The organism is Promicromonospora sp. NPDC057488 (genome assembly GCF_042802395.1).
Taxonomy (GTDB): Bacteria; Actinomycetota; Actinomycetes; order Actinomycetales; family Cellulomonadaceae; genus Promicromonospora.
This window is the reverse complement of record NZ_JBHVEG010000023.1, coordinates 1-15,468: the sequence shown is the minus strand read 5'-3', so window position 1 is coordinate 15,468 and position 15,468 is coordinate 1. Positions and strand designations below refer to the sequence as shown.

Below are 15,468 nucleotides of genomic sequence, written 5' to 3'. Positions count from 1 at the left end.
TTTCCGCGGGCTCAAGTGGTCGCGTGCTTTGCGGCCGTGGCCTCGAAACAGCTGTCGATCAGTGCGGTGAGTTCGAGGGGAAGGGGGAGCTCTGTCGCTTCCTCGGGGGAGAGGTCGTCGTAGAGAGCGACGGCAACGGGTCCCGCCATGTGGTCGGCCGGCGCGTCCGTACAGAGCAGGATGCCGACGGTGGCGCTGTGGGTTTCCGGCAGGCGGACAAGATCGTCGACCAGCCCGACCGTGTACCGGGTGCGACCGATCAGTGCCGGATTGAAGCGTCCGACGTGTACCTGGATCGCGATGTAGCGCAGCTGAGTCACGTGGAAGAGGAGCAGGTCGACGGTGTAGTCCCGCTCGTCCTCCATCAGGGCCATATGCCGATCAGCCACGCAGATATTGCGTGCCGGCACGGCGAGCTCTTCCTCGAGATGGTCCACGACGATGCCGGTGAAGGTGCGGCGGAGAGACTCGGTGATCTCGTCGATGACGTCCTCGAACCCTTCGGGTCCGGACTCGGTGCGCCGGAACATGTTCATCGTTCGCCGGCCCGCTGGGTGTCTGTCAGATGGGTCATGACCCAAGCCTGTAGAGGGATTTCAACATCCGCCACCCGAGTTGCGTATACGCAACGAATCGCAAGGACAGGCCATGACAGCCCGCCCGTGGCATGACGCCCGCATGGCTATGCCTTGCCCCGTGTTGGCGAGATGTTGTGAATTATCACGGAGGCGCCTTGCCGGGAAGACCGATGTAGCGCACCCTTGGCTACGGCCGTGTTCACTGAGTTGTGCCCGAATTTGAGGGAGTCGCCGATGGTCTCGTCCGCCATCACGCCCAAGCGCACCATCGCCGTCCTCATCGGGGTCGCAGTCATAGCGGTGGCCGCGTTCGCGGTCGTGCGGTCGGGAGTGTTCGAGCCCGAGACAGTCCAGGGTGCGATCCCCGGCCCGGGCTCATCGTCCCCCTCGTCGTCGGTATCCGCGAGCCCGACGCCCCCTGCTCCGTCGGCGCAGCCGTCTCCGTCGCCGACGACGCCTGAGCAGATCAAGGCCCAGAACATCGCCGACGCGAAGGCCCGTCTCGAGAAGTACTACGAGACGACGGCGCAGGTCGCAAACAACGGCTACAAGGACTGGGACGAGGAACTAGATCCGTTCTGGGGTCACCCCGACATCTGGGGTCCGCTCGCCGCTTCCTACTCAGAACTTGCTCAGCAAGGGCAGTACACAACTGGAGCGGCGACCGTCGAGTCTTCCAAAGTGACCGACTATGCCGATTCCGCCGAGGGCGGCTTCGAAGAGGTCTCGTTGGCGGCTTGCGTCGACTTTCGAAGTGTGCGGACCTTCACTGAGTCAGGAGACGAGGTAGAGCGCGAAGCAGGGGCGCCTGAGAGGTACATCTTTGACTACGTCATGGCGCACCAAGGCCTAAACAGCGTTTGGACGGTCAATGAGCAGGTACCCCACCCGGAGCAGGCATGCTGAATTCTGTCCGTGCCCTTGGAACGTTTCGGCCGTGGATCCTTGCTGGCCTCATCGTCATCGCGAGCTTCCTCGTGTCGGTCCCGGCGAAGGTGGCAACAGCCGATGAGTGCACTCCGGTCACGTTGCCCGATGGTGTGATCATCCCGTGTGAAGGCGAGGTTGGCGGTGGAGATGACGAGGGTGGTGGCGATCCCGACGGCGGTGGAAATAGTCCCCGCATCTGTAGATCGCAGGGCGAGGAGATTCCATGCTCGTCGGACTATGGGAGCTGGAATGGGCGTTGCTATGTTCGTGCTGCCAACCCGCAGCCATCCAAGGATGAGCCGATGTGGCGCGGCAACGATGACGGCTACATCCTCGAATGCACCCCTTATGCGTGTGCGCAGGCTGGTGGGGACTTGACCGACTGTCCCGGTCATTCCTTCTACTGGTCCCCAGATGCGCCCGCACCCGTCGGTCCGTCCGCCGAGGAGCTAGCCCAACGAGCAGTAGCCGCAATGAACCTCAGCATGGGCCAGATCGGCTCCACCCCGCCGGCATCAACCGCCAACCAGAATCCGGTCGGCACCATCGGCCTTCCCATCTGGTTGTGGATCGCCAATCGGGCCGAGAACACAACTGGTCCGATCACCCGATCCGCCGGCGGGGGTGGCCTGACCGTCACGGCCACCGGCACGCTCGACCGGGTCGAGTGGACCCTGACCGCAGCGAACGGCACCACGGTGGGCGCGATCTCGTGCGACGGAGCCAACGCGCCGGGCACGCCCTACGACGGCCGCAACAGCGACGAGCCTTCGCCCACCTGTGGTTTCGGTGCCGACCTCAACGGCAGCCCGGGCAACCTGACCCTGACGGGTACGGCCTACTGGGTCGTGCAGTGGCAGAGCAGCGGCGGCCAGACAGGTGAGATCCCCTTCACGTCGCAGCCGAACAGCTCGCAGATCCGGATCGGTGAGCTCCAGGCGCTGCTCCGGGACTGAACCGCAGCAGTGCATCAACAGATCGACCGAGGGGCGGACCTGAATGGGCCCGCCCCTCGGTCGTTCCCCGGTTCCGGCGGCGGCTTGACCTATAGCGCGCTATAGGTTGTGTCATGGATCGTGTGCCGCCCTCCCTGACCCCGCAGCTCGATGTCGACGTCCCCGATGAGGGACTGTCGATCGGTGACGCCGCGGCCGCCGTCGGGCTGAGCGTGCAGACCCTGCGCTACTACGAACGCGAGGGACTGCTGCTCGACCCGACTCCGCGCCGCAGCAACGGTCACCGGCGCTTTCATCGCAACGACCTCGACTGGCTGGCCGGTCTGGTGATGCTGCGCGAGACCGGGATGCCGATTGCCCAGGTCCGTGACGTGGCAGCTCTGAGCCGGACTCCGGGAACGGAACGGGAGCGCCTCGCGGCGTTCGAGGAGCATCGGCGAGCCGTCGTCGCGCAGCTGAAGCGGACACGGGAGCACCTCGCGGCACTGGACATGAAGATTGCCGCGTATCGCGCATACGTGGCCCGCGAGGAAGAGACGATCCATGACGAATGACCACAGGCATGGGCTCGAGCCGGTACTGCTCGGAGACGGGCTGCGCGTACCGCCGCTCGGCCTGGGTGCGATGGGGATGAGCGCCTACTACGGCGCGAGCGACGAGGCCGAGTCCATCGCGACGCTGCGGCACGCCGTCGACGTCGGCGTGAACTTCATCGACACCGCCGAGGCCTACGGGCCCTTCGAGAACGAGAAGCTGATCGGGCGTGCGCTCGGCGCACGGCGGGACGAGGTGGTCCTCGCGACGAAGGCCTCCGCCGAGACCGACGACGACGGCACGATCCACGGCCGCAACGGCACGCCGGAGTACATCCGCAAGGCCGCGCACCGTTCCCTGAGGCACCTCGGCACGGACCACATCGACCTGTACTACCTGCACCGGGTGGACCCGAACGTCCCGATCGAGGAGTCCGTCGGCGCGATGGCCGAGCTGGTCACCGAGGGAAAGGTGCGACACATCGGTCTGTCCGAGGCCTCGGCCGCGACGATCCGCCGTGCGCACGCCGTCCACCCGCTGGCCGCGGTGCAGTCTGAGTTCTCACTCTTCGCGCGGGACGTACTGCACAACGACGAGCTGGCGACGATGCGCGAGCTCGGCATCGGCCTCGTGGCTTTCTCGCCGCTTGGGCGGGGAGTGCTCACCGACAGCGTGACGTCGCTCGACGACCTGGACGCAGACGACGCCCGGCGGACCCTCCCGCGCTTCCAGCCTGAGGCGTTCGCCGCCAACCGCCGGCTTGTGGAGCGAGTGGCGGAGATCGCTCGCCGGCACGGCGCGACCCTTGCACAGGTCGCCCTGGCGTGGGTCATCGCCGAAGGCGTGGTGCCGATCCCCGGCATGCGGCGCCGGTCCCGGCTCGACGAGAACGTCCGGGCCGTGGAGGTGGTGTTGTCGGAAGCAGAGCGGGCCGAGCTGGCTCAGGCGCTGCCGGCCGCGGACGTCGTGGGGACGCGGGACTACGTCGAGGTCGAAGCGGGGGCAGACCGGTAGCGGCGGATCGACGGATCCTGCGCCGGCGAGCCCCCGATCGTGTGCGGCAGGCGCGGGGTCCAGGATGGACCCCATGGCATCCACCAGCTCCGTCCTCCGCGGCATCGGCCAGGTAGCCCTCGGCGCCGCTCTGCTCACGGCCGGCATCGGCCACCTCACCAATGCTCGCAAGGAGTTCCAGGCCCAGGTCCCGACCTGGTTCCCGGCTGACCCGGATACCGTCGTGGTCGGGTCCGGGATCGTCGAGATCAGCCTCGGTACCGCGCTCGTGGCCACGTGGAAGCAGCCCGCCCGACGGCGGCTCGGCGCGCTGGTCGCCGCTTTCTTCGTCGCGGTCTTTCCCGGGAACATCGCTCAGCTGGTGGAGCGGCGGGATGCGTTCGGCCTGGACACGGACCGGAAGCGGGCGCTGCGCCTGCTGGGTCAGCCGGTCCTGGTCGCCTGGGCGCTCGCCTCGACGCGTACCCGGTCCGTCCAGGACAAGGGCTGACGTCAGGCGTCCTGGAACATCCCCACGCTGCTCGCGAAGTCGACCAGCTCGAACGTCGAGCCCGTGACGAGGGTGGCCCCCGCCGCTCGGGCGACGTCCGAGACCCGCTCGACGTTCCCGTACAGCACGAACGGGACGTGGGCGTCCGCCGCGCGGACCTTCGTGAGCAGGCGGAGCCCGGCATCAGGCACGTCGACGCCGGACTCGTGCCGGCCCATGTCCGAGATCACCAGACCGTAGCGTCGCGCGGTGAGCAGGTTCATCGCCTCGTCCGTGGTGCGCGCCGTGTCCACCTCGGCGCCCTCGCGCCGCCAGGACTCGGCGAGCATCGCGTTGTTCTCGGGGTGGTCGTCGACCCACAGGATCGAGTGGGGTGCCGGACCTGGCCGGGTGTCCTGCGTGTCCGGCCGACCGAAGTCGATCAGCTCTTCCGCTGGCTCGGCCTCCCGGTGCTCCGTGGCTTCCGACTCGCCCCAGTTGGCCTCCGACCCGTTCCCCACGGCGTCCGCCCAGCCGCCGGCCGTGCCCGTCCCGACGTCGTCCAGCCGCTTTCGCAGCGAAGCCACCTCGCGCTGCAGGTCCGTGATCATGTCCGACTGCTGGTCCGTCGCCTGCTTGAGGTTGAGCCGCTGCCCGCCGATCTCCAGCGTGACGTCGTCGGAGTTTCGCAGCTTCGACAGGAGCTGCCGTCCGAAGACCAGCAGCACGACGATCACGAGCAGGGGCCACAGGAGGCTGGCGACAGCCCCGATCAGGTCAGCGACAGGAGACACGGGAGCAAAGGTACAGGTCGGGCAAACCGAGCCCTCAGCCCTCCAGCAGCCTCCGGATGTCGTCGGCGCCCAGCGACCCCGCGAACGCCCCGGCGTCGTCGCTCAGCACGGCGTCGAACAGCCGGGCCTTGCGCTCCTTGAGCGCCATCACCTTGTCCTCGATGGTGTCCTCGGAGACGAGCCGGAACACCATCACGTTCCGCGTCTGCCCGATGCGGTGCGTCCGGTCGATCGCCTGCGCCTCCGTCGCCGGGTTCCACCACGGGTCGAGCAGGTAGACGTAGTCCGCCTCGGTCAGGTTCAGCCCGAACCCGCCGGCCTTGAGGCTGATCAGGAACACCGGCGCCGTGCCGTCCTTGAACCGGCCGATCACCTCCGGCCGGCGCCGCGTGGAACCGTCCAGGTACTCGTACGGGATCCCGAGCTCCTGGCACACCTCCGCCGCCTTGGCCAGGAACGACGTGAATTGCGAGAACACCAGCGCACGGTGTCCCTCGGCGGCGACCTCGGCCAGCTGCTCGGCGAGCAGGTTCAGCTTGGCCGACGCGACGCCCTCGTACTCCGCGTCCACCAGGGACGCGTCCAGCGCCATGCGGCGCAGGGTGGTCAGCGCGCGGAACACCGCGACCCGGTTCTCGTCGAAGCTGTCCAGCAGACCCAGCAGCCGGGACCGCTCCCGCTGCAGGTGGGTGTCGTAGATCCGGCGGTGCCGGGGGTCCAGGGTCACGCGGAGCACCTGCTCCTGCCGCTCGGGCAGCTCGGGCGCCACCTGGCTCTTGGTCCGGCGCAGCATGAGGGGCTTGATCCGGCGGCGGAGCCGGCCCAGGAGTGCCCCCGAGTCGCCCTCGCCTGCGACGGGCTTGACGTAGTCCTCGCGGAACCTGGTCGCCGACCCGTACAGCCCCGGCGCCACGATCGCGAGCATCGCCCACAGCTCCATGAGGTTGTTCTCCATGGGCGTGCCCGTGATGGCCAGCTTGAACGGCGCCCTCAGCCGGCGGGCCGACTCGTTGGCCCGGGTCTGGTGGTTCTTGGCGAACTGCGCCTCGTCGAGGATCAGCCCGCTCCACCCGACGTCGGCGAACGCGTCGAAGTCCAGCCGGAAGATCGCGTACGAGGTGACGACGACGTCCGCCCCGGCGGCCACGTCCGCCACCGACGTCCCGGCCTTGCGAGCCGTCGTCGGGAGCGTCACCACCTTCAGGTCCGGCGTGAACCGCGCGGCCTCGGCCGCCCAGTTGCTCACCACCGAGGCGGGCGCGACCACGAGGAACGGCGGCGAGCCCGGGGCCGCCTCCTGACGGGCCTGGGCCACGAAGGCCAGGGTCTGCACGGTCTTGCCCAGCCCCATGTCGTCGGCGAGGATCCCGCCGAGGCCGTGCCGCCACAGGAAGGTCAGCCACTCGAACCCGTGCTGCTGGTACGGCCGCAGCTCCGCCTTCAGGCCCACGGGCGGGGGCAGCGCCTGCGGACCCTCGGCGCCGTCCGCGGTGAGCGCGACCAGCTCGCTCACCGAGTGTCGCCACCGGTCGGACTGCTCGACGAAGTCGGCCACGTCCTCCAGCTCGGCCCAGAGGCTCGCGTTGAAGCGGCTGACCCGCAGCTTGCCCGGCTGGTCCGAGAGCCGCTGCGCCTCCTCGATCAGGGCCCGGAGCTCCGCGAACACCGGCAGGTCCGTGCGCAGCCAGGTGCCGTCGGTGAGCATGAACCGCTTCTGGTTGCGGGCCAGCGCGTCGAACAGCGACCCGAAGGGGATCTCGCGCCCGTCGGCCGCCACGGTGACGCCCAGCTCGAACCAGTCCATGTCGCCGCTGTCGGTGGCGCGCATGCTGACTACCGGCGTGGCCTCGAGCCCGCGGTACTCCGGCAGCTCGTCGCTCTCGACCCGGACGTCCGGCAGCGCCCGGAGCGCGGGCAGCGCCGTCGTCACGAGGTCCATCGCCCGCAGCCCGCGGTACACCTCGGGCGCCACGCGGAAGTGACCGAACCCGGGCAGCTCGCGCACCGCGGCCACGGCGCGGCCCAGGGTCGCGGTCTCCGCCGTGAGGTCGCGCAGGTCCGTGCCCGGCTCCAGCGCCGTGGTCAGCGGGTACTCCTTGTCCGACGGCGGGTAGGCCCACCGCCACGTCACGTGCACCTCGGCCGCCGACACCGCCTCGACGGACGCGACGAGCTCCGGCCGGGGCAGGTCCGGCAGGTCGACGCCGGCCTCCGCGCGGACCCGGACCTCGCGGCGCAGGAGCGGCAGGTAGTCCGCGAGGAACTCGTCGACCGCGTCGGCCGGGATGGCGACGTCGGACAGGTGCACCGCGGCGCGCTCCTGGTCCGTGAGCGGTGCCGCTGTCGGGCCCAGGGTGATGGTGCGGCCCTGGGACGACTCCTCGATCGCGAACAGGCCGTGGTCGCCGAGCGGTCCGACGGACGTCGCGGCCGTGACCACGCCGTCGAAGGCGACGGTCCGCTCCAGGCGCGCGCCGCCGTCGGGCAGGGAGAGGTCGAGCGAGACCGACGCCTCGTGGGCGAGCCGCACCGACTCCCGCCGGGACTTGCCGACCAGCTCGATCCCGAGCTCCGCGGCGTCGGCGAGGTGGTGCCAGAAGGGGCGGGCGAGCACGTCGTCCAGGCTGATCCAGTCGCCGGTGCTGAGGTATCCGTAGCCGCGCGGGCTCGTGGCGCGCAGGGCGTCGAGCGTCGTGAACCACTGCCGGACCGCGGGGTCCACCCCGCGGAGGAACCCGTTGCGGATGTAGTTCCACGAGGCGTTGCCGCCCACCCACGCGCCCCGGTCGTTGCGCTGCACGGGCCGCATCGACAGGGCCAGGTCGTTCGCGGCGGCGGCGCCGTCGATCCGCAGCTGCAGCGCCAGCTCCGGCGCCTCGTCGGGCGCCGGCCCGGCCGGCGGAGCCGCGGGCGCCGTGGGCACGAGCTGCTGGACGACCGCCTTCCACTCCGGCACCTGCGGCGCGCGGGTCAGCGACGAAGCGGACCGCACCAGCGAAGCCAGCCCGTCCGTCCCGGACTCCAGCAGCGTCGCCGCCACGTGCTTGCAGGCGGACCTGACCGGGCAGGTGCAGTCCGAGCCGACGACGACGGGCGGCCCGGGCGGGTCCTCCTGGAACTCGATGGAGCACGAGTAGGTGCTGCGGCCGCTGCCGCGCACCCACGAGATGAGCAGCATCTCGGCCGGCAGCCACTCCCACGAGATGACCCGGCCTTGCTGCTGGTACTCCTCACCGCGCTGGTACGCGCCGCTGCCCACCAGCAGCTTGATGGCCGCGGGGTGGATGCGCGGGGCGGGGATCGGCGGGGGCACCCATCCATGGTTCCACGCCGTCCGGCCCGCACCGCCGAGTTATCCACAGCGTGCCGCGCATCACACGGAGTGTCAGTGGTCTCTGGGAGGGTGTCCGCATGAACCCGTTGCCCGACGCCGGCCGCCGGCCCGCCGCGCTCAGCATCATCGCCCTCGCCCTCGCGGCGTGGACGGCGGTGCCGCAGCGTCTGCTCCTTCCCCGTGACGGCTTCGACCTGGGGTTCACCACGAACAATGTGATCTACGTGGTGGAGAACGCGGCGACGGCCGGGACCGTGCTGCTCGCGCTGGGAGCGGCGGCGCTCCGGGCCCGGCGGCTCCTGATCGCCGCGGTCGTGGTGGTCGGCGCGCACCTGCTGGTCCAGGCCGGCACGGCGGTGGTGCAGCTCGCGCTCGGCGCCCGGCCCGACCTGCTCCTGGGCACCTTGGCCGAGATCTTCGTGCTGGCGGTCGTGGCGACCGGCGTATTGCTCGCGCTGCTGCTGCGCGATCCCCGGACGGCGCGGCGGGCCGGCGTGGTCGTCGTCCTGGTCGGGGCGGTCATCCACACCCTGTGGACGAGCGTGCTGCTCCCGGTCGTCTCGATGCTGTCGTTCGGGGGCCTGCTGACCGGGATGATCGGATCGCTGCTGCTGAGCGCGGCGCTGGGGCTGCTCGTCGTGGCGGCGGCCGCGCTGTGCGGCTGGGCGGCACCCGTGACGCGGCGGATCGGGGCGCTGCTCGCGGCGATCGTCGCGGTGCTCGGCCTGCTGGCGGCGGCCGGCTCGTTCGGCGTACTCGGCGCTGGGTACGCGGTGGCGCAGATCCTGCAGGGGCTGCTGATGCTGACTGTCGTGCCGTTCGCCGTCGTCGCGGCCCGGCGCCCTGCGGTGGCCGTTACCCCTGATCCGGCCACCGTCGAGGCTTGAGAGAACTGCTATTTCGCGGAGCTGGCCCGGATCTCCTCCAGCGCCACGACCTCGAGGATCTGCTTGACGATGATCGGGCCGACCGACTCCCAGGAGAGCATCTCGGCGATCACCATGTAGGAGAGGTCGTCCCCGGTGAAGCAGCCGCCACGGTGCAGAGCGTTGAGCAGGCGGTGCTTCGGCCAGGTGAGTTCGTCGAGCCGCTCGACCCGCCGCACTGCGGGGTAGAGACGGCCGACGGGAAGGGGCTTGAGCCGCGTCACTGCGGCGTCGGCCAGGCGTGCGACGCCTACGTCGGTCTTGTTGTTGACCTTACCGACGTACCAGGCGTCGTCTTCGGCCATGACCTCGCGGAACCAGGGAAATACCTCACCCCAGGTTGGCGTCGGGGTGACGGCGGGTGCGTCGGACATGAACGGGAGCCTCCAGTCCCTGTAGGTAACTAGTCTCAATCCTTGCACCGTTCGACCGGCAAAACAGGCATGTTCGCCTCAAAAGACCGGACCTCATCCATAAATTCACCCGCTCACCGGTTGCCGCACCAGCGCAGCCGTGCGAGTGCCGCGGAGGCCGAACAGCAGCGCGGCCACGACATACCCGAGGGAGAGGGCGACGAAGAGGCCGGGCGACCAGCCGGCGTCCGGCACGAGGAAGGCCGCGAGGGCCGCCGCGCCGACGAACGCGGCGTTGTAGAGCACGTCGTAGAAGGCGAAGGCGCGACCGCGGTACGCGTCCTCGGAGTCGCGCTGCACGATGGTGTCGACGGCGATCTTGGCGCCCTGCGCCGCGAGGCCGAGCAGCCCGGCGGCGGTGACCACGGCGGCGAAGCCGGGCTCGGGCACGAGGATGAGCTGCGACACCCCCGCCACCAGGAGCATCACGGCGATCCAGGACTGCGGGGCCATGCGCCGCGCCAGCACCGCGGTGAGCAGGATCGCGAGCCCGCCGCCCACTCCGGTCGCCGCGATCACCGTGGCGAACATCGCGAGCCCCGCGGTCGGGTCGCCCGGATCGGCCAGCAGGTTGCGCGACATCAGGATCGACGCGATGAACACGACCCCGTACAGGAAGCGGTGCAGCGCCATGACCAGCAGTGCCTGGCCAGGCGTGCGGCGCGCGGCCAGGTAGCGCGCGCCGTCCACCAGGCCACGGACGACCACCACCAGCTCGTTGCGGATGGAGCCGACGGCGGGCTCGGCCGGACCCAGCAGCGTGCGCGACATCCGCAGCCCCAGCAGCGAGGCGCAGCCCATCACGACGCTCGCGCAGGCCAGCGCCGTGGCGTCGTGGACCCGGCCCGACGGCATCGCGAGGCTCAGCACGAAGCTCAGGCCGCCCCCGAGGAACGCCGCGCCCGCGCCGAGCGTCGGAGTGAGCGCGTTGGCCGTGAGCAGCAGGTCGCCCTGGACCACACGCGGCAGGCCCGCCGAGAGGCCGGCGAGCAGGAAGCGGTTGACGCTCAGGGCCGCGAGGCCCAGCACATAGATCGCGGGCGTGACGCCCTGCGCGAGCATGAGCACCGCCATCGTGCCGGTGATCAGCACGCGCACCGCGTTGCCGTACACCAGCACCTGACGCCGCTGCCACCGGTCCAGGAACACGCCGGCGAACGGGCCCACCACGGTGAACGGCGCCAGCATCAGCGCGAACGCGCCGGCGATCGCGGACGCCGACCCCTGCGACTCCGGACTGAAGAACAACAGGTTGGCGAGGCCCACCTGGAACATGCCGTCGCCCGCCTGGGACACGAGCCGCACCGCGAACAGCTTCCGGAACCCGGGAAGGCGCAGCAGAGCGCGTAGCTCGGCAAGGACGGTCACGCCGTCGAGCCTAGCCGCGCACGTCGCTCGCCACCCGGGCATGAGCGCCCGGAAGTTCACCTGCGCGACACCCCCGGGCCAGCCCACGGTCCGCCCACCGACACCGGATCGCGCGACGGTGCCGAGCGTGTCTCCTCACCGCCGCCATGCGGCCTTCATCGCTTCCGGCGCGGTTCTCGCGCTCGGCCTGAGCACGCTCCCGGCGATCGCCGCCGGCCACCACGCCCCGACCGGATCCACCGGATCTACCGGATCGTTCGGCGGGACCAGCGCACGCGAGACGTTCCACCGCCTCGCCACCTACCCCGTCTTCGAGAACGTCCCGGCGGGCACCGACCCCGCCGACGCGACCGTCGCCGAGATCTCCGCGGTCAGCGAGGACGGCCGGACCCTCGTCCACACCGACGCCGCCGCGCGGCGCATCGGCTTCGTCGACATCAGCGACCCGGCCGAGCCCAAGGGGCTGGGCACGCTGTCGCTCGCCGAGCTCGGCTCGGAACACGACGAGCCGACGTCGGTCGCCGTCGTCGGGGAATACGTGCTCGTCGTGGTCGACAGCTCGACGTCGTTCACCGCGCCCTCCGGCCGCCTCGACGTCGTCGACCTCGCGACCCGCACCCTCGTGCGCTCGATCGACCTGGGCGGGCAGCCCGACTCGATCGCCGTCACGCACGACGGCGCCCACGCCGTCATCGCGATGGAGAACCAGCGCGACGAGGACGTGCTGCCCGACACGGGCGAGGGCGAGGAGGGCGACCTCCCGCAGGCGCCCGCCGGGTTCCTGCAGTTCGTCGACCTCCCCGGCACCGACCCGGCGGCCTGGCAGGTGCGCCCCGTCGCGCTCGACGAGGCGGCGCTCGCGGCGGCCGGCCTGGACACCCCGCAGGACCCGGAGCCCGAGTACGTCTCGATCAACCCGTCCGACACCAAGGTCGCGGTGACGCTGCAGGAGAACAACGGTGTCGCCGTGCTCGACGTCGTCTCCGGCGAGCTCGAGAACGTGTTCTCCGCAGGCTCCGTCGCGCTGGAGGGCGTGGACACCGAGGACGACGGCGCGATCGACCAGACCGGCTCCGTCGAGGCCGCCCCGCGCGAGCCGGACGCGATCGGCTGGATCGACGACGAGCACGTCGCCACGGCGAACGAGGGCGACTGGAAGGGCGGCACGCGCGGCTGGACGGTCTTCGAGGCCGCGACCGGCGACGTCGTGTGGGACGCGGGCTCCTCGGTCGAGGAGCTCGCGGTCCGGGTCGGCCTGCACAACGAGGACCGCGCCGGCAAGAAGGGCGTGGAGATGGAGGGCCTCGCGGTCGCGACCCTCGACGGTGTCCGCTACGCGTTCGTCGGCTCCGAGCGCTCCAACTTCGTGGCCGTCTACGACGTCTCGCGCCCGGCGAAGCCGCGGTTCGTGCAGGTGCTGGCCACGACGAACGGCCCGGAGGGGATCCTGCCGGTCCCGTCGCGGAACCTGCTCGTCGTCTCCTCCGAGGAGGACGCGGCCGAGGACGGCGTCCGAGCGTCGGTCTCGGTGTTCGGCAAGGGGCAGCGCTACGCCCGCGTTGCCGGCACACCGGACTTCCCGTCCATCGTCTCCGCCGACGCGAAGACGTCGCAGGGCACGAAGAAGCCGATCGGCTGGACCGCGCTCGGCGCGCTCTCGGCGGATCCCGCCAAGCGTGACCGCCTGTGGACCGTGACCGACGCCGCGAAGTCGCCGACGTCGATCCTCTCCGTCTCGACCGCCGGCCAGCGCGGCAGCAAGAACGGCCCCGCGGTGATCGACCGCGAGATCGTCGTCACGGAGAACGGCGAGCCGGTCGGCCTGGACGCCGAGGGCATCTGGGCGCGGCCCTCGGTCCACGGCAAGGCGGGCGGGTTCTGGCTCGGCGTCGAGGGCGCGACCGGTCCGGAGAACGCCCTGGTGCGCGTCTCGGCGTCGGGCCGCGTCCAGGAGCGCGTCAGCCTGCCCGACGACGTCGCCGCAGGCCTCGGGAAGTGGGGCGTCGAGGGCGTGACCGGCACCGTCGACCGCGACGGCGAGCACCTGTTCGTCGCGCTCCAGCGGGGCCTGACCAGCGACGACGGCGTGGGCGGCTACGCCCGTATCGGCCGCTACGACGTCGCGACGGGGGAGTGGACCTGGTTCGGCTACGAGCTGTCCGAGCCGTCCGCCGACGGCGATTGGGTGGGCCTGTCCGAGATCACCGTCGTGGACCGCGACACCCTCGCCGTGATCGAGCGCGACAAGCTCAACGGGCCCGCCGCGAAGCTCAAGGCCGTGTACACGGTGGACCTGCCGAAGCGCGACCCGCGGCCGGGCACCGTCCCGGTGCTGCGCAAGAAGCTCGCGATCGACGTGCTGCCCGCGCTCCGCGCCACCAACGGCTGGACGCAGGAGAAGCTCGAGGGCCTCACGATCGGCGGCGACGGCCGGGTGTACGCGATCACCGACAACGACGGCGTGCAGGACGCGACCGGCGAGACGGTGTTCCTGGACCTGGGCAGCGCCCGCAAGATCTTCCGCTGAGTGCTGCCCCCGGTGGTCGAGCTTGTCGAGACCTGGTGAGGTCTCGACAAGCTCGACCACCGGCAACCATGGATCAGCCCCGCGCGCCCACGTGGATCGCCAGCGCCCCGTACGCCGGGACCGAGGCCGTGAACCAGCCGCCCGAGTCGACGGTCCGCTTCACCGAGCAGTCCGCGGCCGCGACGACGTCGCAGTACGTGCCCGCCGGGAGCGACGTCTGGAACGAGCGCTGCACGGCCGAGGCGGTGTTGTTCAGCACCACGTAGCCCTTGGCGCCGCGGCCGTAGGACACCAGGTTGCCGCCGTCGTCCCACCAGTTGGTGACCTCGGTGCCGGCCACCTCGTTGTGGAAGCCGACCATGCCGCGGATCTCGGTCCAGCGCTGCGTGCAGGTCCACCTGCCCGTGCCGCAGGTGGCGTCCGGGACCGTGGTCTCCGTGGCGCCCGGCGCTCCGGCGTCGTTGTTCGAGAACTCGTAGCCCGAGTACACGCTGGGCGAGCCGTACGGCCACGACAGCAGGAACGTGTTGGCCAGGACGTACTTGGCGCCCCACTTGTAGTTCATCGACTCGCCGTTGCGCTCCGTGTCGTGGTTGTCCACGAACACACCCGCCCGGTCGTACGGCAGCTTGCCGTCGCCGATGAACCGCAGGTTCTTGATCTGCCCGTCGAAGTCCGACCTGAGCTGGCGGGCGTAGTTGAACTCGTGTGAATCTCCGCTGCCCAGGTACTCGGACGGCTGGATCGGCTCGCCGGCGCCGCCGATCACCTCGTGCACCCAGAACACGTTCGGGTTGCCCATCCGCGCCTTGATCGCCTCGAGGTCGGACGCCGGGATGTGCTTCGCGGCGTCGATCCGGAACCCGTCGACGCCGAGGGACACCAGGTCGTCGAAGTACGCGGCGAGCCGGCCGCGCACGTAGTCCGAGCCGGTGCGCAGGTCCTGGAGGGAGACCAGGCGGCAGTTCTGCACCTGGTAGCGGTCGCCGTAGTCCGAGATGTTGCTGCGGCAGTCGTTGAAGTCCGCGGCGCCGTACGTCCCGGCGAAGCTGTCGTCCGAGAACTGCGTGCCGGCCACGCCCGTCCCGGACTGGCCGGCGCCCGCCATGTGGTTCACGACGGCGTCGGCGATCACGCCCACCCCGGCGGCGTCGCAGGTGGCGACCATGTTCGCGAACTCGGCCCGGGTGCCCAGCTTGGACTCGATCCGGTAGCTCACGGGCTGGTACGACGTCCACCACTGCGAGCCGCGGATGTGCTCCATCGGCGGGGAGACCTGCACGTAGCCGAACCCGGCGGGCCCGACGACGTCGGCGCACTCCGCGGCGACGGAGTCCCAGGTCCACTGGAACATGTTCAGGATGACGTCCCCGTCGCCGTGCTCCGGGGTCGCTGCCCGAGCCGGCTCGCCGGCGGGCGAGGCGGCGCTCGCGACCAGGCCCAGCGTCAGTGCGGTGGCGAACGTCGTCAGGGTGGCTAGCAGGCGTCGGGGCACGTTCGGATGGCGCGTCATGGCGGCTCCTTGCGGCGTCGTCCCGGCTGAGGCAGTGCGGCGTTGCACGGCCGTTTCCGGATTTTGCTGCAAGCCTTGCAGAAACGTACGACGACACGCCAGAGGCCCGGGT

General features: G+C 70.6%; 13 protein-coding genes. 7 read left to right on the top strand and 6 right to left on the bottom strand.

What is annotated here, in order from left to right; all coding sequences use genetic code 11:
* Positions 1-11 precede the first annotated feature (11 nt).
* Entirely contained in the window at positions 12-530 is a 519-nt protein-coding gene (locus ACFU5G_RS07155; protein WP_377242204.1) for a PDDEXK nuclease domain-containing protein, read from the bottom strand.
* Positions 531-773: 243 nt separating this feature from the next.
* Between ACFU5G_RS07155 and ACFU5G_RS07150 the strand changes: the two genes are divergently transcribed.
* The 5 genes from ACFU5G_RS07150 (at position 774) to ACFU5G_RS07130 (ending at position 4,502) form a co-directional block, all read left to right on the top strand.
* A complete protein-coding gene (locus tag ACFU5G_RS07150) occupies positions 774-1,484 on the top strand; it encodes a hypothetical protein (protein ID WP_377242202.1) in 711 nt (236 codons plus the stop codon).
* The gene (locus ACFU5G_RS07145; RefSeq protein WP_377242200.1) at positions 1,478-2,464 is read left to right on the top strand and encodes a hypothetical protein; all 987 of its coding nucleotides are present in this window, start codon (positions 1,478-1,480) and stop codon (positions 2,462-2,464) included. The genes ACFU5G_RS07150 and ACFU5G_RS07145 overlap by 7 nt, the downstream gene beginning before the upstream one ends.
* A gap of 113 nt (positions 2,465-2,577) precedes the next feature.
* Entirely contained in the window at positions 2,578-3,018 is a 441-nt protein-coding gene (locus tag ACFU5G_RS07140) for a MerR family transcriptional regulator (RefSeq protein WP_377242198.1), read from the top strand.
* Positions 3,008-4,012, top strand: coding sequence for an aldo/keto reductase (locus ACFU5G_RS07135; protein WP_377242196.1), 1,005 nt, complete (start codon positions 3,008-3,010; stop codon positions 4,010-4,012). Before ACFU5G_RS07140 ends, ACFU5G_RS07135 begins: the two co-directional genes overlap by 11 nt.
* 73 nt (positions 4,013-4,085) lie before the next feature.
* Positions 4,086-4,502, top strand: a complete 417-nt coding sequence (locus ACFU5G_RS07130) for a hypothetical protein (protein WP_377242194.1) — start codon at positions 4,086-4,088, stop codon at positions 4,500-4,502.
* Positions 4,503-4,504: 2 nt separating this feature from the next.
* Here the strand turns inward: ACFU5G_RS07130 and ACFU5G_RS07125 are convergent, their stop codons facing one another.
* Together ACFU5G_RS07125 and ACFU5G_RS07120 are read right to left on the bottom strand one after the other, a co-directional pair.
* Positions 4,505-5,275: a response regulator gene (locus tag ACFU5G_RS07125; protein ID WP_377242192.1), complete on the bottom strand. Its 771-nt coding sequence runs from the start codon at positions 5,273-5,275 to the stop codon at positions 4,505-4,507.
* A gap of 34 nt (positions 5,276-5,309) precedes the next feature.
* A complete protein-coding gene (locus ACFU5G_RS07120; RefSeq protein ID WP_377242189.1) occupies positions 5,310-8,588 on the bottom strand; it encodes an SNF2-related protein in 3,279 nt (1,092 codons plus the stop codon).
* Between the two features lie 98 nt (positions 8,589-8,686).
* Between ACFU5G_RS07120 and ACFU5G_RS07115 the strand changes: the two genes are divergently transcribed.
* A complete protein-coding gene (locus ACFU5G_RS07115; protein WP_377242187.1) occupies positions 8,687-9,496 on the top strand; it encodes a hypothetical protein in 810 nt (269 codons plus the stop codon).
* An 8-nt stretch (positions 9,497-9,504) separates the two neighbouring features.
* Here ACFU5G_RS07115 and ACFU5G_RS07110 read toward each other — a convergent pair whose 3' ends face one another.
* Both ACFU5G_RS07110 and ACFU5G_RS07105 read right to left on the bottom strand, forming a co-directional pair.
* A complete protein-coding gene (locus tag ACFU5G_RS07110; RefSeq protein ID WP_377242184.1) occupies positions 9,505-9,909 on the bottom strand; it encodes a hypothetical protein in 405 nt (134 codons plus the stop codon).
* 105 nt (positions 9,910-10,014) lie between these two features.
* The gene (locus ACFU5G_RS07105) at positions 10,015-11,316 is read right to left on the bottom strand and encodes an MFS transporter (RefSeq protein ID WP_377242182.1); all 1,302 of its coding nucleotides are present in this window, start codon (positions 11,314-11,316) and stop codon (positions 10,015-10,017) included.
* Between the two features lie 127 nt (positions 11,317-11,443).
* Here ACFU5G_RS07105 and ACFU5G_RS07100 point away from each other — a divergent pair, with 127 nt between their 5' ends.
* Entirely contained in the window at positions 11,444-13,843 is a 2,400-nt protein-coding gene (locus ACFU5G_RS07100; protein ID WP_377242180.1) for an esterase-like activity of phytase family protein, read from the top strand.
* A 73-nt stretch (positions 13,844-13,916) separates the two neighbouring features.
* On the opposite strand, the gene ACFU5G_RS07095 is transcribed toward ACFU5G_RS07100, so the two are convergent.
* On the bottom strand, positions 13,917-15,356 hold the full coding sequence (locus ACFU5G_RS07095; protein WP_377242178.1) for an alpha-amylase family protein: 1,440 nt from the start codon (positions 15,354-15,356) through the stop codon (positions 13,917-13,919).
* Positions 15,357-15,468 lie beyond the last annotated feature (112 nt).